The organism is Rhodobacteraceae bacterium M385 (genome assembly GCA_025141835.1).
GTDB lineage: Bacteria > Pseudomonadota > Alphaproteobacteria > Rhodobacterales > Rhodobacteraceae > Gymnodinialimonas.
The window spans coordinates 486,165-512,820 of record CP081102.1 but is presented as its reverse complement, the minus strand read 5'-3'; the positions used below and the strand labels follow the sequence as shown (position 1 = coordinate 512,820).

Below are 26,656 nucleotides of genomic sequence, written 5' to 3'. Positions count from 1 at the left end.
CCACACAAAAACGCCCCGCTGTTTCCAACGGGGCGTCTTCAATTCTTTCTGAGGCAAAGCCTTATTCGGCTGCGTCACCTTCTGCTGTGGGTTCTTCCACAACAGGGGCGGCCAGTGCGGCGGCGGCGGCTGCTTCGGCTTGCGCCGCATCAACAACCACTTGGTCACGCGACTTGGCGATGCGCTCGACTTCCTGTGTCGCACCACCGGTGCCCGCCGGGATCAGACGACCCACGATGACGTTTTCTTTCAGGCCAACCAGTTTGTCCCGCTTGCCCTGAACCGAAGCTTCGGTCAGCACGCGCGTTGTTTCCTGGAAGGACGCGGCAGAGATGAAGCTGCGGGTTTGCAGCGACGCCTTGGTGATACCCAGAAGGATCGGTTCCCCCTGTGCCGGACGGCGACCGTCACGGATGGCCTTCTCGTTGGCAGCCACGAACTCGGCCTTGTCGACATGCTCGCCCTTGAGCAGCGTGGTTTCACCGGAGTCCTGGATTTCCCACTTCTGAAGCATCTGACGAACGATAACCTCGATGTGTTTATCGTTAATCTTCACGCCCTGAAGACGGTACACGTCCTGCACCTCTGCGATCATGTAGTCGGCCAGAGCCTCCACACCCAACACGGCAAGAATGTCGTGCGGCGCGGGGTTGCCGTCCATGATGTAATCACCAACCTGCACGAAGTCGCCTTCGGCTACAGGAATGTGCTTACCCTTAGGCACCATGTATTCCACGGACTCTTGGCTTTCATCCGCAGGAACAATGCCGATCCGACGCTTGTTCTTGAAGTCGCGGCCAAATTTCACGTAGCCATCGATTTCCGCGATGATTGCGTGGTCCTTAGGACGACGGGCTTCGAAGAGTTCAGCAACACGCGGCAGACCACCGGTAATGTCCTTCGTCTTCGCGCCTTCCCGTGGGATACGAGCGATCACGTCACCGGCTTTGACGGCCTGACCTTCTTCGATCGACAAAATCGCATCCACCGACATGGTGTAGATCACAGGGTTACCCTGCTCATTCCGCATCGGTTCGCCATCGGCATCGGCGATGATGATCTCGGGCTTCAGCTCATTGCCTTTGGGGGCCGTGCGCCAGTCCGAGACGATCTTCTGGGTCATGCCTGTCGCGTCATCGGTCTCATCCCGGATCGAAATACCGGAGATAAGGTCAACGAACTTCGCCTGACCCGCTGCTTCCGCGATGATCGGCAGGGTATAGGGATCCCATTCGAACAGACGGTCGCCACGGGTAACCATTGCGCCTTCTTGCACAAGAACGTTGGTACCGTAGCCAAGCTTGAACGAGGCGCGTTCTGCACCTTGATCGTCCATGATCGCCAGAACCATGTTCCGGCCCATCACGACGTTCTCGCCAGCCGCATTGGTCAGCAAGTTCGCGTTGCGGAACTCGACCTTACCGTCGACGTTCACCTCTTGGAACGACTGCTGGCCACCTTGCGCAACGCCGCCGATGTGGAACGTCCGCATCGTCAGCTGTGTGCCCGGCTCACCAATCGACTGCGCCGCGATGATGCCCACGGCTTCGCCGGTGTTCACCTTCGTACCGCGTGCAAGGTCACGACCGTAGCAGGTGGCGCAAACGCCCTCTTCCGCTTCACAGGTCAGCGGCGAACGCATTTGCATGGTGGTGACGCCAGCGGCTTCCACCGCATCGGCTTTACGTTCGTCGATCAGCTCACCCTTGGCGACGATGATCTCATCCGTACCCGGAATGAAGACATCCTCACCGGCGGTCCGGCCCAGAATACGCTCAGCCAAAGACGCCACGACTTCACCGTCGTTGACAGCCGCTTCGGCTTTGATCGTGTTCTCAGTCCCACAATCGTCCATACGCACGATGCAGTCCTGCGCCACGTCCACAAGACGACGTGTCAGGTAACCCGAGTTCGCTGTTTTCAACGCCGTATCCGACAGACCCTTACGAGCACCGTGGGTGGAGTTGAAGTATTCGAGAACGGTCAGGCCTTCTTTAAAGTTCGAGATAATCGGCGTCTCGATGATCTCGCCGTTCGGCTTGGCCATCAGGCCGCGCATGCCGCCCAACTGCTTCATCTGGGTGACCGAGCCACGCGCACCGGAGTGAGCCATCATGTAGACCGAGTTCGGCTCCATCTCGGCATTGTTCTCGTCCCGCTTGGAGGCCGAGATCGTGCCCATCATGGCGTCGGTGACTTTGTCGTTCACCTTCGACCACGAGTCGATGACCTTGTTGTACTTTTCACCCTGAGTGATCAGGCCGTCCATGTACTGCTGTTCGAACTCTTTCACCTGGTCGCGGGCCTCATCAACCAGCTCCCATTTGGTGTCAGGGATAACCATGTCGTCCTTACCGAACGAGATGCCGGCCTTGAACGCTTCACGGAAGCCCATGGTCATGATCTGGTCACAGAAGATAACCGACTCTTTCTGACCGCAATAACGGTAGACGGTGTCGATGACCTGCTGCACCTCTTTCTTCCGCAGAAGACGGTTCACCAAATCAAACGGCGCTTTCGCGTTCAGCGGCAGAAGCGCACCCAGAAGCACACGACCCGGCGTTGTTTCAAACCGTTTCAGGTACTCGTTGCCTTCGTCATCGATCTGAGGAAGACGCGCGGTGATCTTGGAGTGCAGGTGGATTTCACCAGCATCCAGCGCGTGACGCACTTCGTCCACGTCAGAGAAGATCATGCCTTCGCCAACCATGCCCTCACGCGCAAGCGTGACGTAGTAGAGGCCCAAGATCATATCCTGCGACGGAACAATGATCGGCGCGCCGTTTGCAGGCGACAGAACGTTGTTCGTGGACATCATCAGAACGCGGGCTTCAAGCTGTGCTTCCAGCGAAAGCGGCACGTGCACGGCCATCTGATCGCCGTCGAAGTCGGCGTTGAACGCGGAACAGACCAGCGGGTGAAGCTGGATCGCTTTACCTTCGATCAGAACCGGCTCGAACGCCTGAATGCCAAGACGGTGCAGCGTGGGCGCACGGTTCAGCAGAACCGGATGCTCACGGATCACCTCGTCGAGGATGTCCCAAACCTCGGGACGCTCTTTCTCGACCAGCTTCTTGGCTTGCTTCACGGTGGAAGACAGGCCCTTGGCTTCAAGGCGCGAATAGATGAACGGCTTGAACAGTTCCAACGCCATCTTCTTCGGCAGACCACACTGGTGCAGCTTCAACTCCGGACCGGTCACAATGACCGAACGACCCGAGAAGTCGACGCGCTTACCCAAAAGGTTTTGACGGAAGCGACCCTGCTTACCTTTCAGCATGTCGGACAGCGATTTCAGCGGACGCTTGTTGGCACCCGTGATTACGCGGCCACGACGGCCGTTGTCGAACAGAGCGTCGACAGATTCCTGCAACATCCGTTTTTCGTTACGGATGATGATGTCCGGCGCGCGAAGTTCGATCAGACGCTTCAGGCGGTTGTTCCGGTTGATCACGCGGCGATACAGGTCGTTGAGGTCGGACGTCGCGAAACGGCCCCCATCCAGCGGCACCAGTGGGCGCAGCTCTGGCGGGATGACCGGTACAACTGTCATGACCATCCATTCGGGCCGGTTACCGGACTCGAGGAAGGATTCAACGATCTTCAGACGCTTGATGATCTTCTTTGGCTTCAGCTCGCCGGTGGCCTCTTTGAGGTCCTCGCGCAGCTGGTTGGCCTCGGACTCGAGGTCGATCTGGGACAGCATCTCGCGGATGGCTTCCGCACCGATGTTGGCCTGGAACGCGTCGGCGCCATAGGCGTCCTGGGCGTCCATGAACTCTTCTTCGCCCATCAACTGACCGTATTGCAGGTCGGTCAGGCCGGGCTCGATCACCACATAGTTCTCGAAATAAAGAATACGTTCCAGATCACGCAGAGTCATATCCAGCATCAGGCCGATGCGGCTTGGCAGCGACTTGAGGAACCAGATATGCGCAACGGGCGCGGCCAGTTCGATGTGGCCCATACGCTCACGACGGACCTTTTGCAGCGTGACTTCCACACCGCATTTCTCGCAGACAACGCCGCGATACTTCATCCGCTTATATTTGCCGCAAAGGCATTCGTAATCTTTGATCGGGCCAAAGATCCGAGCACAGAACAGACCATCACGCTCGGGCTTGAACGTACGATAGTTGATCGTCTCGGGCTTTTTAATTTCGCCGTAGGACCAGCTGAGAATGCGCTCGGGCGAAGCGAGCGAGACCTTGATCTCGTCGAATGCCTTTGGCGGCGTCAGCGGGTTGAACGGGTTGTTTGTCAGTTCCTGGTTCATCTTAGTACCTCGAATGTCGCGTTGGGTGGGGCACCCGGGCTAAAGCCCGGTATACCCGTTTGCCGTAGACCGGGCCTTGGCCCGGAGTTCAGCTCACTCCTCACCCTCTGCATCCAGGAGTTCCATGTTGAGGCCCAGACCGCGGACCTCTTTGACGAGAACGTTGAACGATTCCGGTACGCCGGCCTCGAAGTTGTCCTCACCCTTGACGATGCTCTCGTAGACTTTCGTCCGGCCAGCCACGTCATCCGATTTCACCGTCAGCATTTCCTGCAAGGTGTAGGCGGCGCCGTAAGCTTCCAATGCCCAAACTTCCATCTCACCGAAGCGCTGACCACCGAACTGCGCCTTACCACCCAGCGGCTGCTGCGTAACAAGCGAGTACGGCCCCGTGGAACGGGCGTGGATCTTGTCGTCCACCAAGTGGTGCAATTTCAGCAGGTACTTCACACCCACCGTAACTTCACGGGCGAACTGTTCACCGGTACGACCGTCGAACAGTTTCGACTGACCCGAGGTGGAGAAGCCAGCGCGGATCAGCGCGTCGTTCACATCCGCTTCCTTCGCGCCGTCAAAGACGGGCGTTGCAATCGGAACACCTTTGGTAACGTTGCCTGCGGCTTCCAGAAGCGATTCCTCATCACGCGATGCGAAGGCCTCTTCGTAGACATCATCGCCGTAAGCAATCTTGAGCGCTTCACGCACTGGGGTCAGGTCACCATGGCGGCGATATTCGTCCAGCGCTTCGTCAATTTGCAGACCCATGCCGCGTGCGGCCCAACCCATGTGGGTTTCAAGAATCTGACCAACGTTCATCCGCGATGGAACGCCCAGTGGGTTCAGACAGAAATCAACCGGTGTACCATCCGCAAGAAATGGCATGTCCTCCATTGGGACCACCTTCGAGATCACACCTTTGTTCCCGTGACGACCAGCCATCTTATCGCCAGGCTGAAGCTTGCGCTTCACGGCGATGAAGACTTTGACCATCTTCATCACACCCGGAGGCAGATCGTCGCCGCGACGGACCTTCTCAACCTTGTCCTCGAACCGGTGGTCGAGCGCGCGTTTCTGCGTGTCGAACTGTTGGTTCAGGGCTTCGATATGGGCCGCGTCCTGCTCGTCTTCCAAAGCAAGCTGCCACCACTGACCGCGGGACAATTGATCGTCCAGCAACTCTTCGGTGATGACCGTATCGGCTTTTACGCCTTTGGGGCCTTTCACAGCGGTTTTGCCAAGGATCATGCCGCGCAGACGGGCGTAGATGTTCCGCTCCAGGATCACCAACTCGTCGTCGCGGTCACGGGCCAGACGCTCAACTTCTTCCCGCTCGATCTGGAGGGCACGTTCGTCCTTTTCCACACCGTGGCGGTTGAAGACGCGCACTTCCACGATCGTGCCGTAATCGCCGGGCTTCACGCGCAGCGAGGTGTCACGAACGTCCGAAGCTTTCTCACCAAAGATGGCGCGCAGAAGTTTCTCTTCCGGCGTCATCGGGCTTTCGCCCTTTGGCGTGATCTTACCCACAAGGATATCGCCCGGCTCCACTTCGGCGCCGATGTAGACGATGCCCGCTTCGTCGAGGTTGCGCAGGGCTTCCTCACCGACGTTGGGGATGTCACGGGTGATCTCTTCTGGCCCAAGCTTCGTGTCACGGGCAGCGACTTCAAATTCCTCGATGTGGATCGAAGTGAAGACGTCATCACGCGAAATACGCTCAGAAATCAGGATCGAGTCTTCGTAGTTGTAGCCGTTCCAAGGCATAAACGCGACGATCACGTTCTTGCCGAGCGCCAGTTCACCGATGTCGGTGGATGGACCGTCGGCGATAACCTCATCCTTCTGGACTTTGTCACCCACCTTCACCAGCGGGCGCTGGTTGATGCAGGTGTTCTGGTTGGACCGCTGGAACTTGCGCAGACGGTAGATATCAACGCCCGCATCGCCCAACTCAAGGTCTTCGGTGGCCCGGATAACGATACGCTGTGCATCGACTTGGTCGATGACACCGCCCCGCTTGGCCATGATCGCAGCGCCGGAGTCCTTGGCCACAACAGCCTCGATCCCGGTGCCGACGTAAGGCGCATCCGCTTGCAGAAGCGGCACGGCCTGACGTTGCATGTTCGATCCCATCAACGCGCGGTTGGCGTCGTCGTTTTCAAGGAACGGAATCAGCGATGCCGCGACAGAAACCAACTGCTTGGGCGATACGTCGATCAGGTCGATCGCTTCACGGGGGTTCAGCGTGTATTCGCCGGACATCCGCGTGTTGACCATGTCGTTCACGAACTTGCCGTTTTCATCAAGGTTCGCGTTCGCCTGCGCCACGGTGTGGCGCATTTCTTCCGTCGCGGACATATAGACCACGTCATCGGAAACCACAGCGTCGTTCACGCGGCGGTAAGGCGTTTCGATGAAGCCGTATTTGTTCACGCGGGCGTAGGTGGCCAACGAGTTGATCAGACCAATGTTCGGCCCTTCAGGCGTTTCAATCGGGCACATCCGACCGTAGTGGGTCGGGTGAACGTCGCGAACCTCAAAGCCTGCACGTTCCCGCGTCAGACCACCTGGCCCAAGCGCAGAAAGACGACGCTTGTGCGTGACTTCCGACAGCGGGTTGGTTTGGTCCATGAACTGCGACAGCTGCGAAGAGCCGAAGAACTCACGCACGGCAGCGGCTGCTGGTTTGGCGTTGATCAGGTCTTGCGGCATGACCGTGTCGATTTCGACCGAGGACATACGCTCTTTGATCGCGCGCTCCATGCGGAGCAGGCCAACGCGGTACTGGTTTTCCATCAACTCGCCAACGGAACGCACACGACGGTTTCCGAGGTGGTCAATGTCATCGATGTCGCCGCGGCCATCGCGCAGCTCTACCAACGCCTTGATGCAGGAGATGATGTCTTCCTTGCGCAGGGTGCGCATGGTGTCTTCCGCGTCCAGATCGAGACGCATGTTCATCTTCACCCGGCCCACGGCGGACAGGTCATAACGCTCACTGTCGAAGAACAGCTGGTCGAACAGAGCCGACGCCGCTTCAACGGTGGGCGGCTCACCCGGACGCATGACGCGGTAGATGTCCATCAACGCGCCTTCACGGTTGAGGTTCTTATCCACGGCCAGCGTATTGCGCATGTAGGGACCGACATTGACGTTATCGATGTCGAGGACTGGAATATCGGTGATACCCGCATCGATCAGCTCTTTCAGCGTCCCGCCGCTGACTTCGCCGTCTTTGCCGATTTCCCACGTCAACTCGTCACCGGCTTCGACGTAGATCGCACCGGTTTCTTCGTTGATGATGTCTTTAGCTGCGAAGCGACCAATGATGCCGTCGAAAGGCACCAGCAGGTTTTCGATTTCGCCCTCTTCGATCCATTTCTTGACCGCGCGCGGGGTGACCTTCTTGCCAGCTTCGGCAATCACTTCACCGGTCTTGGCGTCCACCAGATCGGCCACTGGGCGTGTGCCACGAACACGTTCCGGGAAGAACTTCGTGGACCAGCCTTCGCCCTTAACCAACTTAAAGTTAACCGTGTCGTAATAGGCATCCATGATGCCTTCTTGATCCAGACCCAAAGCGTAGAGCAGAGTCGTGACAGGCAATTTACGGCGGCGGTCGATGCGCGAGAAGACGATGTCTTTGGCGTCAAACTCGAAGTCCAACCACGATCCGCGGTAGGGAATGATGCGGCAAGCGAACAGCAGCTTGCCGGAAGAGTGAGTCTTGCCTTTGTCGTGATCGAAGAACACGCCGGGAGAGCGGTGCATCTGGGATACGATCACACGCTCGGTGCCGTTCACAACGAACGTCCCGTTTGGCGTCATCAGGGGCATGTCGCCCATGAACACGTCTTGTTCTTTGATGTCTTTGACCGACTTGGCACCTGTGTCCTCGTCGATATCAAACACGATGAGCCGCAGCGTCACCTTCAGGGGCGCGGCGTAAGTGAGGTCGCGCTGCTGGCACTCCTCAACATCGAATTTGGGCGTCTCCAGTTCGTATTTCACGAACTCCAGGATTGCCGTTTCGTTGAAATCCTTGATCGGGAAAACCGACTGGAAAACACCTTTGATGCCTTCGCCGTCTGTCGGCTCTAGCTGGTCACCAGACTTGAGGAACAGGTCGTAGGACGACTTCTGCACCTCGATCAGGTTCGGCATTGCCAGAACCTCGTCGATTTTTCCGTAGAATTTGCGGATTCGTTTCTGGCCTGCGTAAGTTTGCGCCATGTTCGATCGCACCTTTCGTTTCTCGCGCCTCCCTCATGCCGTCGGGGCCCCGGCTGAGGGTAGCAAGAAATAAGACATGACGGATCAATCTGTCTGCCGTCCCACCGGCAAAGCACGATCCATTGTCATCGCCTTGGAAAACACCCCTTCCGAAAAGGGCCCTTACCAAAACGCACCCGCTACAGGTGTCGTCTTCTAAGACAGATACGGCTGGACCCAAGGTTTCCCTCGGATCCAGCCAATTCTTCGCCCCAACAGGTGGGGCTGCCAACCAAATTAGGCCAGCTCGACCTCTGCGCCAGCTGCTTCCAGCTTGGCTTTGACGTCTTCGGCTTCCGCTTTGTCGACGCCTTCTTTGATCTTGCCACCGGCTTCGACCAGGTCTTTTGCTTCTTTCAGGCCGAGGCCCGTGATGCCGCGAACTTCCTTGATCACGTTGATCTTGGAGGCGCCGGCGTTCTTCAGAACGACGTCGAATTCGGTCTGCTCTTCAGCGGCTGCGCCACCGTCAGCAGGACCGGCCATCATTACTGCGCCGCCAGCGGCGGGCTCGATGCCGTATTCGTCTTTCAGGATGGTCTTCAGTTCCTGGGCTTCCAGGAGGGTCAGACCAACGATGTCTTCTGCGAGTTTCTTCAGATCAGCCATTTGCTTTTTCCGTATGTAAGTATGTGTTCCAACGCCACAAGGGTTGGGGTCTCAACGGGTGCTTACGCCGCCTTCTCTTCGATAGTCGAAAGGATGGAAGCGATATTCGAGGCAGGCGCGCCAATGGCACCGGCGATGTTGGAGGCAGGTGCGCCGATACAACCAACGATGGAAGCAATAAGCTCCTCGCGGGAAGGCATCTTCGCAACGGCTTTAACACCATCGGCATCCAAGATGTTATCGCCCATCGCACCGCCGAGGATGACGTAGTTGTCATTCTCTTTGGCAAACTCGTCCGCAGCTTTAGCAGCAGCGACCGGGTCTTCCGAATAGGCCATAACCGTCATGCCCGTCATCAGGTCAGCGATGCCAGCGGCAGGCGTTCCATCAAGGGCAATCTTGGCGAGCTTGTTCTTGGCAACACGCACAGAACCACCCGCTTCGCGAACGCGACCGCGCAGATCCTGCATGTTAGCAACCGTGAGGCCCTGATAGTGTGCAACTACCACGACGCCAGAGCTTTCAAAGATCTGGCCGAGTTCCTCGACCACTTTCTCTTTCTGGGCTCTATCCACAGGTTTTCTCCAATTTGGCGAGTTTCCTCGCCGCTCAATTAACCGGATCGCTCCGGCGGTTTTTGGTCCGCATTGGCAACGGAACCAAACACCGCCAAGCGCTCAACGGGTGAGCGTTCAACTTATGTCTGATCCCATCTCAGGCAGGAATTAACAGGATTTTAAGGCCCCAACCCACCGTCTCGGACGAAACGCAAAAGAGCGTCCGACGAATCGCACGCTCTGCTGCAAGGGCGTCCCTAAACGGATCGGTGCAGTTTGCCAAGGGGGCGCAGTCAACTAGCCCATAAAAAACGGCGCGAGGGGGATACCCTCGCGCCGTTCAAATCACTTCGCTGTAGGCTTAGTTGCCTGTCGCGTTGTCCACATTCAAAGACACGCCTGGACCCATGGTGGAGGACAGGTTGATCTTCTGCATGTAGGAACCTTTGGCGCCTGTTGGCTTCGCCTTGGAAACCGCATCCACGAACGCGCGGATGTTTTCAACAAGCTGAGCTTCCGAGAAGGAAACCTTGCCAACGCCTGCGTGAACGACACCGGCTTTCTCGGCCTTGAACTGGACCTGACCGCCTTTGGCGGCTTCAACGGCCTCTTTAACGTCCATGGTCACTGTGCCGATTTTTGGGTTCGGCATCAGGTTCCGGGGGCCAAGCACCTTACCCAGACGACCAACGATGGGCATCATGTCAGGTGTTGCGATGCAGCGATCGAAGTCGATCTTGCCGCTTTGCACGGTTTCCATCAGGTCTTCTGCGCCGACGATATCCGCGCCAGCAGCCGTGGCTTCATCAGCCTTGGGGCCCCGAGCGAACACAGCCACACGAACTGTTTTACCGGTGCCGTTTGGCAGGTTGACCGTGCCACGAACCATTTGGTCTGCGTGACGAGGATCAACGCCAAGCTTCAGGGCGATCTCGACCGTTTCATCGAATTTGGTCTTCGAGTTGGCTTTGATCAGCGCAACAGCTTCTTCAACCGTGACGTTCTCTTGACCTTCAAAGGCTGCTTTAGCAGCGGTGAAGCGTTTTCCCACTTTACCCATGGTTATTACCCCTTCACCTCGATGCCCATCGACTTGGCGGAGCCAAGGATGATTTTCATTGCTGCTTCAACGTCGTTCGCGCTGAGGTCTACCATCTTGGCTTCTGCGATCTCGCGCAGCTGCTTGGACGTGATCGAGGCCACGGTCTCACGACCGGGCAGCTCGGCACCCCGAGGACGGTTACGCTTGCCGACGTTCTTCAGGCCAGCTGCTTTCTTCAGATAGTACGACGCAGGTGGCGTCTTGATGTCCATCGTGAAGGATTTGTCTTGGTAGTACTGAATCACGGTCGGGCAAGGGGCGCCTTGCTCCATTTCCTGCGTCTTGGCGTTGAACGCCTTGCAGAATTCCATGATGTTGATGCCGCGCTGACCCAGCGCAGGGCCCACTGGGGGGCTTGGGTTGGCTTGACCTGCAGGGATCTGCAGCTTCATCGAGCCGACGAGTTTCTTGGCCATGAGGCCTCTCCTTTATACCAACAGCCCCAGCATCGCGTAGCGGGGCCTTTGTTGACGTGGTCTGGTTTGGCGCGCGCGTGCGCCGGGCCTCCCACAGATTTCAGGGACAGACGCGACGCGCCCATCCATGGAAGCCCGCCTCCTATGCCGGAATCGCTGCCATGGCAAATGGAAAATGCCGCCCCGTCCTGGCGACGGGGAAGCGGCGTCACGCAGGGCCATACCACAACGTTAGGCGTAAGCCCCCGCCGAGTAAGTCAACTCGTAGCTGTGACTGTATAATTCGAACACGATACCAAAGGGGTCTTCCACATAGACCATCCGGTAGGGCTTCTCTCCCGGAAAATACTCCCGCACTGGCATCCGCTGGCGGCCTCCGGCGGCGACGATCCGTTCGACCAACCCTTCAACGTCGGGATCTTGGATCGCGAAATGGAAGGTGCCGTGGCGCCTGTGCTCCAGCTTTTCCTCCGGGGCATAATTGTCCGGGAACTCGAAGATCTCGATGCCGATGCCATCGGCAGTCGACAGATGTGCGATCCGGAGCGAGCCCCAACCGGGCCCGAATACGTCGGTGCACATTACGGCTATGGCGCTGTCGTCCTCCGCCGCTTCCGTGGGCTGCATGACGACGTAGAAGCCAAGAACTTCGGAATAGAACTTTACGGCGGCTTCAAGGTCGGGGACCGAAAGACCAATATGGGAAAAGGTGCGCGGGGTGGGTGTCATGGAACGTTTCCTTAGAATTGGGATAACGTTGATATGGACCTTGAGACCATTTATGTGAAATTATTGATTGGTAATAATTTCCAAACGATTTGTTATGCAAATGTTGAATTCCACCTGGCTCGAAACGTTCACCACTCTCTGCGAAACCGGCCACTTCACCCGCACAGCAGAGCGGCTGAACATGACACAACCGGGCGTGAGCCAACACCTGCGCAAACTTGAACAGCAAGTCGGCCAAGGGCTAATCAGCCGCCAAGGCCGCAGCTTCACGATGACACCTGCGGGCGAGGCTGTCTTTGCCCTCGGCCGCGCACGTCGTGCAGAAGAAAGCGCCCTGCGCGAGGCGATTGCCACAGACGACCCGAACACCGGCCCGGTCAACATCGCCTGCTCCGGCAGCTTCGCCATGTTGCTCTATCCGCTGCTCTTACCGTGGATGGAATCTGCGCCGGACCTCTCGCTGCATCTTCACGCCGCCCCTCAGGCCGACATCCGCGCGGGGGTTCTGGAGGGTCGCTATGACCTCGGCATCTTCGCCGCCGACCCGGACCATCCACGGCTGGACGCACGCTTTTTGGGTCGGGAGGAACTTTGCCTTGTGCTTCCTGCCGATTCACCGAAAGGGCCCGTCAGCTTCGACGATCTGCAAAGCCGCGGGTTCATCGCCCATCCGGACGGCTTCGCCTATGCCGATGACCTCCTGAAAATGAACTTCCCCGAAGCCTACGCCGGCGCTGACCGACTGCGCCTGCGGGGCAGCGTGAACCAGATCGGACAGATTCCCGCCCCGGTGGCGCAGGGCATCGGCTACACGCTCCTGCCCCGCAGCGGAGTTGAGGCCTTCGCCGGAAAGGCTGACCTCCGCATTTCTCCGCTGCCCCACCGCCATTGGCACGAGCTATGGCTCGGGCAGCGCCACGGGCGCCCGCTTTCGGCCCGCCTCAGCCGTGCCAGCGACGTGATCGCCGAAGCCGCCCGGCAGATCACTCGGACTTGACCCCAACGCAAAAGGCCGCCCCCTTCGGAACGGCCCTGTAACCTTTGCGCAATCTGCGCTTACATTTGCTTGGAAACCTGCGTGTATTCCAGCTCCACTGGCGTCGCGCGGCCGAAGATGGAAACCGTAACCTTGAGGCGTTGGTTCTCTTCGTCCACTTCCTCGACCATGCCGTCGAAATCCTCGAACGGGCCGTCGTTGACTTTGACCTTCTCGCCCACGTCGAACGTGATGGTGGACCGTGGCGATGCTTCGCCTTCTTCCACGCGGTTGAGGATCGAGTTCACCTCTTCATCGCGCATGGGCATGGGGCGGCCTTGGGGACCAAGGAAACCTGTAACCCGCTGGATCGAGGAAATCACGTGATACCCGATGTCGGTCATTTCCATGCGGACAAGCACATAGCCGGGCATGAAGCGGCGCGGTACGGTGACCTTTTTGCCGCGACGGATTTCGATCACGTCTTCTTCGGGCACCAGCACTTCTTCGATCACGTCTTCCAGGCCCTTTTCGGCCACGGCGGTCCTGATCTGCTCTGCGATGCGTTTTTCAAAGTTCGACAGAACCGAGACCGAGTACCAGCGCTTCGCCATGAGTGCGTTTCCGTTTATTAGCGGGCCCGTGCCGGGCCGAATGTTTCACCAAGGCCAGAATCGGCCCTCTCCCCATTACCACATCCCAGCGGTGCGCGCTGTCAGATGCTTAAATATTGGGGAATGAAGGCGGAGTACGCCTCATGCTCGGGGAAATCAAGCCCCAGATAGCGCAGGCAATCAGACCGAAAGTTAACCGAAGGAGGTCAGGATCAGCTCAAGCGCGTTGCGGATCGCCCAATCAACGCCGAAGAAGAAGATCGCGGCGATAACGGCCATGACAAAGACCATAGCTGTGGTAACCAGCACTTCGCGGCGGGTCGGCCAGACAACTTTCGCCACTTCAGAGCGGGTTTGCTGCAAAAACTGGAACGGGTTTGTCATGGTCGGTCACTTCCTTGGATCACCCGGCATATACGCATGAGGGCGCAGTCATGCAAGGAGGCTTGAGCAGGTGACAGCAATCCTGATTTTAGGCGCCGCTGTTTGGCGCGATGGCCCCTCGCCCACATTGCGGCGGCGAACGCTCCATGGCGCCGCGCTTTTTCATGCGGGGCGCGGGACGATTGTGATTCCCTGCGGCGGTCTGGGGCGTTTCCCCCCGACCGAGGCCAAGGCGATGTCCGCGATCTTGCAAGACGCGGGCGTGCCGACCAACGCAATCCGGTTGGAAGACACCTCTACCAACACCTTAGAGAACATCCGCAACGCGATCCCTTTGCTACAGGGCGAAACCGATGTGTTGATCGTATCGGATGCCTATCACCTGCCCCGTGCCCGCCTGATTGCCCGACGCGAAGGCTTGCGTGTGACGACCAGCGCCCCGCCCCTGAAAGGCGCACGGCTGTGGCCGCAGATCAAAGGTTGGCTGCGAGAAATCCCCGGTGTCATCGCGGTTCTGACAGGGATTCGCTGAACACGGCGCATATATTTTCTGGGAAGGGTGGTCTGGCAGGGGCGGAGAGACTCGAACTCCCGACCGTCGGATTTGGAATCCGGTGCTCTACCAACTGAGCTACGCCCCTAGACCGAGGCACGGAGTAGGCCGGATTCCCGCCCATGTCTAGATACAGGATACGGAAATCCCTACTCGGACAGATGAAAAGTCGCATGTTAAGGTAGTTCCAATAACCCCTTCTGGAGAAAACCCCTTATGCGATCCCTTATTTTGACCCTTTCCCTTGCCATGGCATTGCCCATGATCCCGTCCATGGCCGCCGCCGATAGCCATAGCTGCAACCAATTGCGCCAGACCGTTTTCAACCGGGCACCTGCCCGTGCGCGCAATCTGCCTTATGGTGCGCTGCAATGTTCTGCCATTAGCGAGCTTCACCTGCTGCTTATCCGCCGCGGCTCATATTCCGACTTCGAGCTGACCCAGCAGATCGAAGCCCTATTCCGCCGCGAAGGCCTGATCCAATAAGCGACAAGGCGATCTTTGGAGAAGCAGCCGCCCCTTTAATCGGGGGCGGCTTTTTGTTGTGTGGCTTGGTGCAAAACGTCACCAAGGGTGTGGCGTGGCGTCCACGGTATGAACCCACACTTCGGCCTCCTCCTCATGGGCTGCGCGCGTGCCATCCGTTGTCGCACCAAGCCTTCTGGCCACAGCCTGTGACCGTGTGTTGGTTATGTCGATGTAGCTATAGAGCTGCTCCAGCCCCAGGGCCTCTCGTGCCCAAGCTTTGACAGCGATCCCGGCTTCCGTGGCGAAGCCTTTCCCCTCGGCCCCTTCAAACAGATGCCAGGCCAATTCCACATCGGGCCAGTTTGAATGCTGGATCAAACCCACCCGACCGACGGGAAGCCCTGTTCGTTTCTCGACCAGAACAAAAAAACCGAATCCGTGCCAATGCCAGTGGCCGATCCCGGCCATGAAGGCGAACCATGCTTGCTCCGCTGTGTCGGCCTCCCCCTGCGCAACCATGGAAGGGGCGCTGGTGACAAAGCGGGTGAAAGCGGGCAGGTCACCGCGTTCGGGGCCGCGTAGTAGCAAGCGATCTGTCGTTAACCTGGGGGCGGGAGATAGGTCTTGCATGGGGCTTTCCAGTCGAATGCCTGAGGGTGCGCAAGGTCAGTATAGTGGTTGAGTGCCGGAGACACAGGATAAAGGCGCGCCCTTTTTGGAGGCGTATTGCCGTGTGGTGAGGGGCCCTCCGGGGGGAGGTGTATTTGCCAAGATGAAGGGAGAGGCGGTGCGTGCGGTTTGGGGGGAGGCATGGAACAAGGCCCCCGCTTGTGGCGAGGGCCTTTCCTAACTTCAACGGTGTGGGCCGGCTGGTTTAGCTTCAGCAAGAGCGCCTTTTCCCGCCGCTGTTCAAAACCCTCGACGGCCCACTCATGACAAAGGCCGCCCTGTTCGGGGCGGCCTTTTCTATTTCTACCGGGTGATGCCTCGGGCTCTCGTGATCTTTTGGTTTCCAAAAGACACCGCCACCCAAGGCCCACTCCGCAGACTTTTCTTAGGAAAAGTCGCGGTTACTCGATGATCTTCGCAACAACACCAGCACCAACGGTCCGGCCACCTTCACGGATGGCGAAACGCAGGCCGTCTTCCATCGCGATTGGGGCGATCAGCTCAACGTTGAACTTCAGGTTGTCGCCCGGCATCACCATCTCGGTGCCCGCTGGGAGCTCAACCGTGCCCGTTACGTCCGTGGTACGGAAGTAGAACTGAGGACGGTAGTTGGCGAAGAACGGCGTGTGACGGCCACCCTCTTCCTTGGTCAGGATATACGCCTCGGCTTCGAACTTCGTGTGCGGCTTGACAGAACCCGGCTTGCAGAGAATCTGCCCGCGCTCAACACCCTCACGGTCAACACCACGCAGCAGCGCGCCGATGTTGTCGCCCGCCTCACCACGGTCCAGAAGCTTGCGGAACATTTCAACGCCCGTGCAAGTCGTCTTGGTGGTGTCGCGGATGCCCACGATCTCGATTTCTTCGCCGACGTTGATCACGCCACGCTCAACACGACCGGTCACAACCGTGCCACGGCCAGAGATCGAGAACACGTCTTCGATCGGCATCAGGAACGGCTGGTCCACGGCGCGCGCGGGCGTCGGGATGTAATCGTCCACAGCCGCCATCAGCTTGGCGATGGAGTCTTTGCCGATCGCATCGTCGCGGTCTTCCAGAGCGGCCAGAGCCGAACCAGGGATCACAGGAATGTCGTCGCCAGGGTACTCGTAGGAAGACAGCAGTTCGCGGATTTCCATTTCCACGAGCTCCAGCAGCTCCTCGTCGTCAACCTGGTCAACTTTGTTCATGTAAACAACCATGTACGGAATGCCGACCTGACGACCGAGCAAGATGTGCTCGCGCGTCTGAGGCATAGGACCGTCAGCGGCGTTAACCACCAAGATCGCGCCGTCCATCTGAGCCGCACCGGTGATCATGTTCTTCACATAGTCAGCGTGCCCGGGGCAGTCCACGTGCGCGTAATGACGGGTCTCCGTCTCGTACTCAACGTGCGCCGTCGAGATGGTGATCCCGCGCGCTTTCTCTTCGGGCGCACCGTCAATCTCGTCATACGCGCGGAAGTCACCAAACTGCTTGGTGATCGCCGCCGTCAGCGTCGTCTTGCCGTGGTCAACGTGACCAATCGTGCCGATGTTCACATGCGGCTTAGAGCGTTCAAACTTTTCCTTTGCCATGGGATGGCACCTCGCACTTGGGGGGAAGCGCCCCTAAATGGGACGCCTGACCGATTTCATCATCGCGGGCGAGGTATGCGTGTTAGCAAAGAAAATCAACCCGCGAGTTTAGACTCACAGCTCGGGACAGGGTGCTTCGTCCGTTGGAACACACTCTGCGGTGGCCGCTTCAATGGCCGCTTCGGCCTCTGCGGCTTCGGCCAAGGCGCCTACACCACTTACGGCTGCGGCCGCTTCTTCCTCTGAGATGTTAAACCACTCGGGGTTTTCCAGCATGAACAACTGAATGCGCCGGGCCGCGTTGCGCGCAAGAACCTGCATTTGCTCGGTCCGATTGCGGGCGATTCCCGAGCCGACCAACATCGTTTCAGGGCTGGTGCCTTCAAAAACGATGATCTGTTCGGCTTCGTCATGCAGCTTGCGGCCCAATTCATCGTCCCAGATATTCACGGACAATACGAGAATCGAACGCGGGCTCAGCACGATTGGAATACCGGGAGGGGCCAGCGCATAGCCATCGACAGCCACACCGATGTGATACAAACGGTCGCCCTCATAGCCGCCGAAGCGGCGGTCGATCTCTGATTCGAGGATCTCGACCCATTCTTCGGGCGTTGCGTTCCGCGACGGCGGTACCTGTTGCATGTTGTCCGCCACAACAATGTTGTGCGCGAGGCGGAAGTCCCCCATCGGGGGCAGCTCTTCGTCCAAGGGATCACCCGCAGCACAGGCCACAAGGGTGGCGATCAAAGCGAGGGGCGTGAAGCGGGACATAAATCGGGCCGGGCGAAACATCGGTCGGTCTCCTGAAAATTTGAATTTCGGCAGAAGGTAGGGTCGTGGTGGGGTGTGGTAAAGGCGTTGGTTGATCAGTTGCCGCGAAGTGTAACCTAAAGGCTCACATATATGGCCTAACCGGCGAAAGACCGCCGAAGGCGGCGTTAACTGCCACGTCAGAGCCGGGCAGGCCCTGTTGCGGCGTTTGAGAGCGTCTGTAATTGAGATTGCATGCGGTGCACGCGCAGATCAGCTTCCGCCCTCAATTCAACCGCTTAGTTAAACCGGTTGTCTCTTGGGAACCCACGTGGGGCCATGCGGCCGGCGCTGGCGCGTTTGGCGGTCCACTCGGTCAGCTCTGTCTCTGTACGTGTGCGGCCCGCCGGGTCTAGCCAGGTCAGGCCATCGGCCAGACGGAAGGTTCGCGCGTCGGACATACCGCCGTCTTTGAACCGTTGCAGTCGCACGCCCTTGCCTCGACCCATCTCTGGTAGTTCGTCCAGCGGGAAGACCAGAAGCTTGCGATTCTCTCCGACCACGGCGACGTGGTCTTCACCCTCGGCCACCGCACGGCACACCATGGCTGTGACGCCGTCTTTGACGTTCAGCACCTGCTTGCCCGAGCGGGTTTGCGCAAGGATATCTTCCTCGGCCACCAAGAAACCGTCACCGGCGCTAGAGGCCATCAACCGCTTCGCGCCGGGCTTGTGGACGAACAGATCAACGATCTGCACCTCATTGGGCAGGTCCACCATCAGTCGCAACGGCTCGCCCAAACCGCGCCCACCGGGCAGGCCGTTGGCCCCCAGCGTATAGACCCGGCCCGTAGAGCCAAGGATCAGCAGCTTGTCCGTCGTTTCAGCATGAATCGCGAAACGCGGGCCATCGCCGTCGCGGAACTTCATCTCGGCGGTCAGGTCGACATGGCCCTTCATCGCCCTGATCCAGCCCATCTGGCTGCACACGATTGTCACGGGTTCGCGTTCAATCATCGCCTCAAGCGAGACCTCTTCAACGCTGCCTGCATCGGCGAACTGCGTGCGCCGGGCGCCGCCTTCGACCTTGGCACCAAAGGTCTTGCGAACCTCTTTCAACTCTTCGGCGATGCGGTCCCATTGCAGCCCCTCCTCGGCCAGCAAATCTTCCAGCGTCGCACGTTCTTCCATCAGGCGGTCACGCTCGGCCTGAAGCTCCATCTCTTCCAAACGGCGCAACGACCGCAGGCGCATGTTGAGGATCGCCTCAACCTGCACTTCCGTCAACTCACCCTCGCCGGGGCCGGGCGAGACGTAGTCTTTCTCATCCAACGCACGGGTGAATTCCTGCCCCCAATCTTCGCGCATCAACGCGGCTTTGGGGCTGTCGTCGTAGCGGATGATATCAATCACCCGGTCAAGGTTCAGGAACGCAATCAGGAAGCCTTCAAGAACCTCCAGCCGGTGATCAATCTGCGCCATCCGGTGGCGCGAGCGGCGCAAAAGTACGTCTTGGCGATGATCGAGGAACGCCCGCAGCACTTCCTTGAGCGAGCACACCTTTGGCGTGCGCCCGTCGATCAGCACGTTCATGTTTAGGCTAAAGCGATTCTCTAGGTCCGATTGCCGGAACAGAGCCGCCATCAGAACATCGGGATCGACGGTTTTCGCACGCGGTTCCAGAATGATGCGAATGTCATCGGCGGATTCATCGCGCACATCTGCCAGAATCGGCATCTTCTTCAGCTGGATCAACTCGGCCAGCTTCTCGATCAGCTTGGATTTCTGCACCTGATAGGGGATTTCGGTGACAACGATCTGCCACTGCCCCCGGCCCAAATCCTCAACCTCGTATTTCGCCCGCACCCGGAAGCCGCCTTTGCCGGTACGGTAAGTCTCGGCCATGCTTTCCTTCGGCTCAACGATCACGCCGCCGGTGGGGAAATCTGGGCCTTGGACGTAGTTCAGCAAGGTCTCGTCACGGGCATCCGGCGTCTTGATTAGATGCAAACAGGCCGCGATCAGCTCATCAAGGTTATGGGGCGGGATATTCGTCGCCATCCCCACCGCGATCCCGCTAGAGCCATTCGCCAGAAGGTTCGGCACCTGCGCGGGCAGAACCTCCGGCTCCTGCAAGGTGCCGTCATAGTTGTCACGGAAGTTAACCGCGTCCTCGGACAAGCCTTCAAGCAAAGCCTCCGCCATCGCGGTCATGCGCGCTTCGGTGTAGCGCGCGGCGGCGGGGTTATCACCGTCAATGTTACCGAAGTTGCCCTGGCCATCCACCAGCGGATAGCGGATCACAAAATCCTGCGCCAAACGCGCCATCGCGTCATAAATCGCGGCGTCCCCGTGGGGGTGATAGTTCCCCATCACATCGCCGCTGATCTTGGCGGATTTACGGAAACCGCCGTTGGACGCCAGCCGCAACTCGCGCATCGCATAGAGGATTCGGCGGTGGACGGGTTTCAACCCATCGCGGGCATCGGGCAGCGCACGGTGCATGATTGTAGAGAGCGCATACTGCAAGTAGCGCGAGCCGATTGCGCGGCTCAACGGCTCCGAAACGGAACGGTCATCTTGTGTATCGTTATCACTGCTCATCTAGATCATGTGCTTACATTCGGCATCTCTATCGAACAAGGAACAAAAAGGGCTTTTATCCGTTTCATCTTAGCGAATCGGGTATTTTCGAATCGTTAATTTGCTTAAGCCCCGGACTCTCCGGGAATAAAGATGAAGCGAGGGGGGCGATATGATCCGCCTGACCGTCACGTTGATTGTGGCTTTATACATTGTGCTGATTGTCGTGCCGCCTGCGGACCACGGCGAGAACGTAACTGTGACCCGGTCCGAGGGACAGAACTGGCTTTTGGCCATAATCTCGGACGCCGAAGAGGGGGCACAGCGCCCGCCGCGTAATCGCACACCTTCGGCGCGCGCTCTGCGCTCCTCTTTGACAGATGGCTTGGTGGAAACCGACGCGGGCTATGCTTTGGATACGGCGGCGGGTGAACGGCTCGATATCGCCGCCATTATCAACCCGGTCGAACTTCTCCCCCAAGGCAACGACACCGCCAGTGAGGTCGCGTTTGTTAACGTTGCCGCGCCCACGCAGGCTCCTCTCGCTGACGAGACCCAACCAACCGCTGCGCCGATCTGGCGCGTGGCCGCCAGCGCGGTGAACTTCCGCGAAGGGCCTTCCACGAACACCCGGGTGCTCACGTCTCTGACACGGGGGGAAGAGGTGGAATTCCTCGCCGATGCCCCCGACAACTGGGCGCGCCTGCGCGTCGTCAGCTCGGGCATCGAAGGCTATATGGCTGCGCAGTTTCTTGAACCGGCAAGCTGACGCGCTTGCGCCCGGCCCTCCCCTTGCCCTAGGCATTCGCCACAACGCGAAAAGGGGTTCTCGTGACACGATCCATCCTGATTACCGGTAGTTCCTCGGGCATCGGCTATGCGGCGGCCCAAACCCTGCACCAACGGGGATGGCGCGTCTTCGCCTGTGTCCGCAATAGCGCCGACCGCGCCCGGCTAGAGGCAGAGGGACTGGAAAGCGGCATCCTAGATGTCAGCGACGCCACCAGCATCGAAGCGGGCTTGGCTGGTGTGCTGGATCGCACCGGCGGCACGCTGGACGCTTTGTTCAACAACGCCGGTTTTGGCCTTCCGGGGCTGGTGGAAGATCTGCCTACTGACGCCCTTCGCGAGACATTTGAAACCAACGTCTTTGGCCTGCATCACCTGACCCGTGCCGTCATCCCCACCATGCGGGCGCAAGGGCATGGACGTATCGTCCAACATTCCTCGGGGTTCGGGCGGCACGTGATGCAATGGCGCGGTGCCTATAATGCCTCGAAACATGCGCTAGAGGGGCTGACCGATACCCTGCGTCTGGAAATGCACGGCTCTGGCATCCACATCTCGACCCTCAACACCGGGCCTGTCACGTCGAGGTTCCGGGTAAATTCCATCGCACCGTTTGAGCGTTGGATCGATTGGGAGAACTCGGTGGACCCTGATCGGTACAGACGAGGACTACTCAAGCACCTCTATGAAGATAGCGGCCCCGCCCCGTTTCAACGCGAACCCGATGCCGTCGTGCGCCGCCTGATCCACGCGATTGAGCACCCAAACCCGCGCCCACGCTACCACATCACCCCCGCCGTCCATATCGCCGAGGGCTTGCGCCGTGCCTTTCCTCAGCGTGTCATCGACGCCATTGCCGCCCGCCTGTAGCCTTTCGCGCAACCCGCCCTACCTGACTGCACACCCTGCCCCGGAGAAATCATGCTAAACGATCCCCTACTTATCGCCGGTCTCGTGGCCTGCCTCGCTGTGTTGGTCATCCTTTTGTTGGGCATAAACTCGTTCCGCAAAGGCGGCACCGAGGGTGCGAAACGGTCCAACAAGTTCATGCAATTGCGCATCGCCATGCAGTTCGTCGCAATTCTTCTGCTGCTGGCATTCGTCTATTTCCGTCAGCAATCAGGAGGGTAAACCGATGGTTGTCCTGAACAAAATTTACACACGCACCGGTGACGCGGGCGAAACCGCCCTTGGTGACGGGTCCCGCGTGGCCAAACATTCGCAACGGGTGTCGGCCTATGGCACCGTGGACGAGTTGAACGCGACCCTTGGCGTGGCCCGCCTTCATGCCGAGGGCGAAATGGCCAACCGCCTCGCCATGATCCAGAACGACCTGTTCGATCTGGGCGCAGACCTGTGCACGCCCAATATGGACCAAGACGCCGAGCGTGAATATCCGCCCCTGCGCATCGCCAGCGCTCAAGTGGACCGTTTGGAGGTTGAGATTGACCAGATGAACCCGCTTCTCTCGCCGCTGCGATCGTTCATCCTACCCGGGGGCTCTCCCTTGGCCGCCCACCTTCACATTTGCCGCACGGTTTGCCGCCGGGCCGAACGCCTGTCGGTGGAGTTATCGCAGGTCGAGGCCGTGAACCCCGCGGGGATCAAATACCTCAACCGCCTGTCGGATTGGTTCTTCGTGGCGGGGCGCATTGCCAACAACAATGGCGCGGATGATATCCTTTGGGTGCCCGGCGCGAACCGGTAGGTCCTTGGCCAGCGAGGGGCATTGCGCACAAAACTGTCTTACCCCTATCACAAATCGTTAACAGACTGTTTTTAAGAGATTCGAGGATTGTTAATCATTTGAGGGTACACTCCTCTCATGCCCTATATTCGATGCCATCGAACCTACAGCCGGGCCGAGTATCTCTCGGACGCTGTAGTACACGGGCTCGGCATTGGTGGCGCGTTAATCGCCGGGCCGGTCATCATCACCCTCGCAACCGTCTGGATCGGCGACCCAACCCTGATCGGCGCATTAGCGATCTACACCATCACGTTGTTGTCGATGTGGATCTGCTCAGCGCTTTACAACCTTGTGCAGCGTGAAGACTTAACACCGCGTTTACGGCGTTTTGATCAAACGGCGATTTCATTGAAAATTGCAGGCACCTATACGCCTTTCATTGCGCTTGCCTCAGGCTCCTTCGGGTTCTTCGCGGGCATCTGGATGGTGGCCCTAGCAGGCGCATCGGTGATTCTTTTCTCGAATCGGACCTATGTTTGGCTGGCTATCGCACTTTACCTTAGCCTTGGATGGGCGGGTGCAGTGGCCGGCGGCCCATTGCTTTCGGGCATATCCCCCTTCGCCGTGTCCCTGCTGATGGTCAGCGGCGTTTTCTATTCTTTCGGGATCATCTTCCTGATGTGGAGCAAACTCCCGTTCCACAATACCATCTGGCACCTTTGCGTCCTCGCAGGGACCGGAATTTGCTACGCCGCGATCGTCGCAGAAATCCTTTATGGCCCTCATATCGCGTAACGCGGCGTCTACAGATCGGCCCTCGTCGATTTTGTCCTGTTTTCCCATTTCAGTTGGCGCTATTCCTTCACGCAAGATTGTTGCTTGGGTCCGGTTCAAGCTTTTTGAACTGACCAGAAAGGATTAGGAGAACGCCATGAAGGTCTTAGTGCCCGTAAAACGCGTGATCGACTATAACGTGAAGGTTCGCGTGAAAGCGGACGGCAGCGGAGTTGATCTCGCCAACGTAAAAATGTCGATGAACCCTTTCGACGAGATTGCTGTCGAAGAGGCAATTCGCCTGAAGGAAGCCGGCAAAGCGGAAGAGGTCGTCGCGGTCTCCATCGGTGTGAAGCAGTCGCAAGAAACGCTGCGTACGGCGCTGGCCATGGGCGCTGATCGCGCGATCCTCGTGATCGCCGCCGATGACGTTCACACAGATATTGAGCCTTTGGCGGTTGCCAAAATCCTCAAGGCCGTTGTGGATGAAGAACAGCCCGGCCTCGTGTTGGCGGGTAAGCAAGCCATCGACAACGACATGAACGCTACCGGCCAAATGCTGTCGGCGCTTCTGGGTTGGTCCCAAGGCACCTTCGCCTCCGAGCTGGATATTGAGGGCGACACCGCCAAAGTCACCCGCGAAGTGGACGGCGGTTTGCAGACCATCAATGTGAAGATGCCCGCCATCGTCACCGTGGACCTGCGCCTGAACGAGCCGCGTTATGCGTCCCTGCCCAACATCATGAAGGCAAAGAAGAAGCCTTTGGATGAGAAAACCGCTGCCGACTACGGCGTAGACGTGACCCCACGCCTTTCCGTTGTCACCACGTCCGAACCCGAAGCCCGCGCCGCTGGCGTCAAGGTCGCCTCGGTGGATGAGCTGCTCACGAAACTCAAAGACGAAGCGGGGGTCCTGTAATGGCTGTACTTCTTCTTGCTGAAGTAAATGCTGGCGAACTGGCGATGGATGCGACCGCGAAGGCCGTGACTGCTGCCACCAAACTGGGCGACGTGACCGTGCTGTGCTGTGGCGCCTCTGCCAAAGCCGCCGCCGATGAAGCCGCGACCATCGAAGGCGTTGCCAAGGTGCTCTGCGCCGAGGATGACAGCCTGGGCCACCGCCTTGCGGAACCCACAGCGGCGCTGATCGTGTCCCTTGCCGGGGACTACTCGCACATCGTCGCCCCGGCCACGACAGACGCCAAAAACGTCATGCCCCGCGTTGCGGCGCTGCTTGACGTTATGGTGATCTCGGATGCGTCCGGCGTCGTCGATGCGGACACGTTTGAACGCCCCATCTATGCGGGCAACGCGATCCAGACGGTGAAATCTTCCGATGCCACCAAGGTCGTGACCTTCCGCACATCCACCTTCGATGCTGCCGCCACGGGCGGCTCCGCAGCGGTCGAAATGATCGGCGCAGCCGCTGATCCCGGCCTGTCATCCTGGGTAGAAGACAAGGTTGCCGCAAGCGACCGGCCAGAACTGACCTCTGCCGGGATCGTTGTCTCCGGTGGTCGCGGTGTCGGCTCGGAAGAGCAGTTCGCCCTGATCGAAGGCCTCGCCGACAAACTGGGTGCGGCTGTGGGCGCGTCCCGCGCAGCAGTCGATTCGGGCTATGCCCCGAACGATTGGCAGGTGGGGCAAACCGGCAAAGTCGTGGCACCGGACCTCTACGTTGCCGTCGGCATTTCGGGCGCGATTCAGCACTTGGCGGGCATGAAAGACTCCAAGGTTATCGTGGCGATCAACAAAGACGAGGAAGCGCCGATCTTCCAAGTCGCCGATTACGGCCTTGTGGCGGACCTGTTTGACGCCGTGCCAGAGCTAACAAGCAAGCTCTAAGGCACCGCCAGCAAGCACATCAAAGCCCCGCCGGAGCAAATCCGCGCGGGGCTTTGTCTTTTCCAGCGTTTGGCCATCCCTCACTACGGGCGGAGGTGCTTCAAAAGCTTTTCCGCCGCCATAGAATGTAGCGCAGGCCCCGGCAACATCCGCGCGGCGGCCTCCTCACTTGGGCCAAAGAACTTGCCCTGCACACCGTCAAGGCTTTCGCCCCTATGCGGCGCTGCAATCGTGACAGATGCTGCGTCTTGCCCCACCGTCTCCAACATCTTTTTCGTGATAAACAACGGATATTGCGCCAAATCACTGGCCTCCACCGCGTCAGGCCGACGATTTGCCAACCAAAGCAGATGCACCGGCAACGCCAAACTACTGAGGAACCTTCGCATCCGCGCGACCCAGGCAATCTCAAGCTCGGTCCTTACGATCTCGAACCGGTCCGAGGATTCCGTCCGCAAGTGGTTCAACAAATGCCGGATGAAATGGAACTCGGTGAAGTCCACTTGCGGATAGATCGTTCTCAACATCGCGCTGGCACTCAAGAATCTGTCGTTGCGCCGAGGATGAACAGAGTAGAATCGGTTTGTCAGAGTATGGGCGCTGGTGATTTGCATTACCACCGCCTCTGCATTCGCCACGTTGGCGGCTATGGCCGGATCATTCATCATTACATCCAGACCCGCATTTGCCACGCCCAAGTTTAAAACCGGCAGATCCAGCGTCGCATCCAGTTGCGCCGCATAGGGCGCATCAATGAAACGCCCGAATGTCTCGGACGAACCGATGCACACAACAGCAGGCCCGCGATCCACATTCAATGGACCTCGAAACCGCAATGCCGACCCCGGCAGCGCCGAGGGCTGATAATCCAAGGGCATACGCCCTCGTTGCTCAAAACTCATTGTCCCCAACTCCGACTTCAAAAAGACTCACCCAGCACGACCTTTGCGACTCAGACGTTAATCCTCCCCTAACCTCCTGTTTTGTATAAATTTTGCCCGATGCGCGTTGAACAGGGCCA

The 26,656-nt window shown here is 58.7% G+C and carries 24 protein-coding genes and 1 tRNA gene; 10 read left to right on the top strand and 15 right to left on the bottom strand.

Annotation, left to right across the window (positions count from 1 at the left end; genetic code table 11):
* Window positions 1–61: 61 nt before the first annotated feature.
* From rpoC to K3728_02515, 7 genes are all read right to left on the bottom strand, one after another.
* A complete protein-coding gene (gene rpoC / locus K3728_02545; GenBank protein UWQ96143.1) occupies window positions 62–4,276 on the bottom strand; it encodes a DNA-directed RNA polymerase subunit beta' in 4,215 nt (1,404 codons plus the stop codon).
* A 93-nt stretch (window positions 4,277–4,369) separates the two neighbouring features.
* Entirely contained in the window at window positions 4,370–8,509 is a 4,140-nt protein-coding gene (gene rpoB, locus K3728_02540) for a DNA-directed RNA polymerase subunit beta (protein UWQ96142.1), read from the bottom strand.
* A 276-nt stretch (window positions 8,510–8,785) separates the two neighbouring features.
* Complete coding sequence (gene rplL / locus K3728_02535) at window positions 8,786–9,157, bottom strand: 50S ribosomal protein L7/L12 (protein UWQ96141.1); 372 nt, start codon at window positions 9,155–9,157, stop codon at window positions 8,786–8,788.
* Between the two features lie 62 nt (window positions 9,158–9,219).
* Window positions 9,220–9,732 (bottom strand): 50S ribosomal protein L10, encoded by a 513-nt coding sequence (gene rplJ, locus K3728_02530; protein UWQ96140.1) that lies wholly within the window; start codon window positions 9,730–9,732, stop codon window positions 9,220–9,222.
* A 343-nt stretch (window positions 9,733–10,075) separates the two neighbouring features.
* Window positions 10,076–10,774 (bottom strand): 50S ribosomal protein L1, encoded by a 699-nt coding sequence (rplA, locus tag K3728_02525; protein UWQ96139.1) that lies wholly within the window; start codon window positions 10,772–10,774, stop codon window positions 10,076–10,078.
* 5 nt (window positions 10,775–10,779) lie between these two features.
* Window positions 10,780–11,232 carry a 50S ribosomal protein L11 gene (rplK, locus tag K3728_02520; protein ID UWQ96138.1) on the bottom strand — a complete coding sequence of 151 codons (453 nt, stop codon included), beginning with the start codon at window positions 11,230–11,232 and terminating at the stop codon, window positions 10,780–10,782.
* Between the two features lie 231 nt (window positions 11,233–11,463).
* A complete protein-coding gene (locus K3728_02515) occupies window positions 11,464–11,961 on the bottom strand; it encodes a lactoylglutathione lyase family protein (GenBank protein UWQ96137.1) in 498 nt (165 codons plus the stop codon).
* A 100-nt stretch (window positions 11,962–12,061) separates the two neighbouring features.
* On the opposite strand from K3728_02515, the gene K3728_02510 reads away from it, so the two are divergent.
* Window positions 12,062–12,958 carry a LysR family transcriptional regulator gene (locus K3728_02510; GenBank protein ID UWQ97417.1) on the top strand — a complete coding sequence of 299 codons (897 nt, stop codon included), beginning with the start codon at window positions 12,062–12,064 and terminating at the stop codon, window positions 12,956–12,958.
* Between the two features lie 59 nt (window positions 12,959–13,017).
* Here K3728_02510 and nusG read toward each other — a convergent pair whose 3' ends face one another.
* Both nusG and secE read right to left on the bottom strand, forming a co-directional pair.
* Window positions 13,018–13,551: a transcription termination/antitermination protein NusG gene (gene nusG, locus K3728_02505; protein UWQ96136.1), complete on the bottom strand. Its 534-nt coding sequence runs from the start codon at window positions 13,549–13,551 to the stop codon at window positions 13,018–13,020.
* Between the two features lie 192 nt (window positions 13,552–13,743).
* Window positions 13,744–13,935 carry a preprotein translocase subunit SecE gene (secE, locus tag K3728_02500; protein UWQ96135.1) on the bottom strand — a complete coding sequence of 64 codons (192 nt, stop codon included), beginning with the start codon at window positions 13,933–13,935 and terminating at the stop codon, window positions 13,744–13,746.
* A 70-nt stretch (window positions 13,936–14,005) separates the two neighbouring features.
* On the opposite strand from secE, the gene K3728_02495 reads away from it, so the two are divergent.
* Entirely contained in the window at window positions 14,006–14,467 is a 462-nt protein-coding gene (locus tag K3728_02495; GenBank protein ID UWQ96134.1) for a YdcF family protein, read from the top strand.
* A 33-nt stretch (window positions 14,468–14,500) separates the two neighbouring features.
* On the opposite strand, the gene K3728_02490 is transcribed toward K3728_02495, so the two are convergent.
* Window positions 14,501–14,576, bottom strand: a tRNA-Trp gene (locus K3728_02490).
* A gap of 128 nt (window positions 14,577–14,704) precedes the next feature.
* Here K3728_02490 and K3728_02485 point away from each other — a divergent pair.
* On the top strand, window positions 14,705–14,974 hold the full coding sequence (locus K3728_02485) for a hypothetical protein (protein ID UWQ96133.1): 270 nt from the start codon (window positions 14,705–14,707) through the stop codon (window positions 14,972–14,974).
* A 78-nt stretch (window positions 14,975–15,052) separates the two neighbouring features.
* On the opposite strand, the gene K3728_02480 is transcribed toward K3728_02485, so the two are convergent.
* From K3728_02480 to K3728_02465, 4 genes are all read right to left on the bottom strand, one after another.
* Window positions 15,053–15,586 carry a GNAT family N-acetyltransferase gene (locus K3728_02480; GenBank protein UWQ96132.1) on the bottom strand — a complete coding sequence of 178 codons (534 nt, stop codon included), beginning with the start codon at window positions 15,584–15,586 and terminating at the stop codon, window positions 15,053–15,055.
* A gap of 440 nt (window positions 15,587–16,026) precedes the next feature.
* Window positions 16,027–17,202 carry an elongation factor Tu gene (gene tuf / locus K3728_02475; GenBank protein ID UWQ96131.1) on the bottom strand — a complete coding sequence of 392 codons (1,176 nt, stop codon included), beginning with the start codon at window positions 17,200–17,202 and terminating at the stop codon, window positions 16,027–16,029.
* 114 nt (window positions 17,203–17,316) lie between these two features.
* On the bottom strand, window positions 17,317–17,997 hold the full coding sequence (locus K3728_02470) for a hypothetical protein (protein UWQ96130.1): 681 nt from the start codon (window positions 17,995–17,997) through the stop codon (window positions 17,317–17,319).
* 257 nt (window positions 17,998–18,254) lie between these two features.
* Window positions 18,255–20,558, bottom strand: a complete 2,304-nt coding sequence (locus K3728_02465; GenBank protein ID UWQ96129.1) for a DNA topoisomerase IV subunit A — start codon at window positions 20,556–20,558, stop codon at window positions 18,255–18,257.
* A 151-nt stretch (window positions 20,559–20,709) separates the two neighbouring features.
* On the opposite strand from K3728_02465, the gene K3728_02460 reads away from it, so the two are divergent.
* The 7 genes from K3728_02460 to K3728_02430 all read left to right on the top strand — a co-directional run bounded on the left by K3728_02460 (window position 20,710) and on the right by K3728_02430 (window position 25,635).
* A complete protein-coding gene (locus tag K3728_02460) occupies window positions 20,710–21,306 on the top strand; it encodes an SH3 domain-containing protein (GenBank protein ID UWQ96128.1) in 597 nt (198 codons plus the stop codon).
* Between the two features lie 62 nt (window positions 21,307–21,368).
* Complete coding sequence (locus K3728_02455) at window positions 21,369–22,196, top strand: SDR family NAD(P)-dependent oxidoreductase (GenBank protein UWQ96127.1); 828 nt, start codon at window positions 21,369–21,371, stop codon at window positions 22,194–22,196.
* 51 nt (window positions 22,197–22,247) lie between these two features.
* Window positions 22,248–22,457, top strand: coding sequence for a twin transmembrane helix small protein (locus tag K3728_02450; protein ID UWQ96126.1), 210 nt, complete (start codon window positions 22,248–22,250; stop codon window positions 22,455–22,457).
* A gap of 4 nt (window positions 22,458–22,461) precedes the next feature.
* Window positions 22,462–23,034, top strand: a complete 573-nt coding sequence (locus K3728_02445; GenBank protein UWQ96125.1) for a cob(I)yrinic acid a,c-diamide adenosyltransferase — start codon at window positions 22,462–22,464, stop codon at window positions 23,032–23,034.
* Window positions 23,035–23,151: 117 nt separating this feature from the next.
* A complete protein-coding gene (locus K3728_02440) occupies window positions 23,152–23,811 on the top strand; it encodes a hemolysin III family protein (protein UWQ96124.1) in 660 nt (219 codons plus the stop codon).
* A 136-nt stretch (window positions 23,812–23,947) separates the two neighbouring features.
* Window positions 23,948–24,709, top strand: a complete 762-nt coding sequence (locus tag K3728_02435; GenBank protein UWQ96123.1) for an electron transfer flavoprotein subunit beta/FixA family protein — start codon at window positions 23,948–23,950, stop codon at window positions 24,707–24,709.
* On the top strand, window positions 24,709–25,635 hold the full coding sequence (locus K3728_02430) for an FAD-binding protein (GenBank protein ID UWQ96122.1): 927 nt from the start codon (window positions 24,709–24,711) through the stop codon (window positions 25,633–25,635). Before K3728_02435 ends, K3728_02430 begins: the two co-directional genes overlap by 1 nt.
* 83 nt (window positions 25,636–25,718) lie before the next feature.
* Here K3728_02430 and K3728_02425 read toward each other — a convergent pair whose 3' ends face one another.
* The gene (locus K3728_02425; GenBank protein UWQ96121.1) at window positions 25,719–26,537 is read right to left on the bottom strand and encodes a hypothetical protein; all 819 of its coding nucleotides are present in this window, start codon (window positions 26,535–26,537) and stop codon (window positions 25,719–25,721) included.
* Window positions 26,538–26,656: the final 119 nt, after the last annotated feature.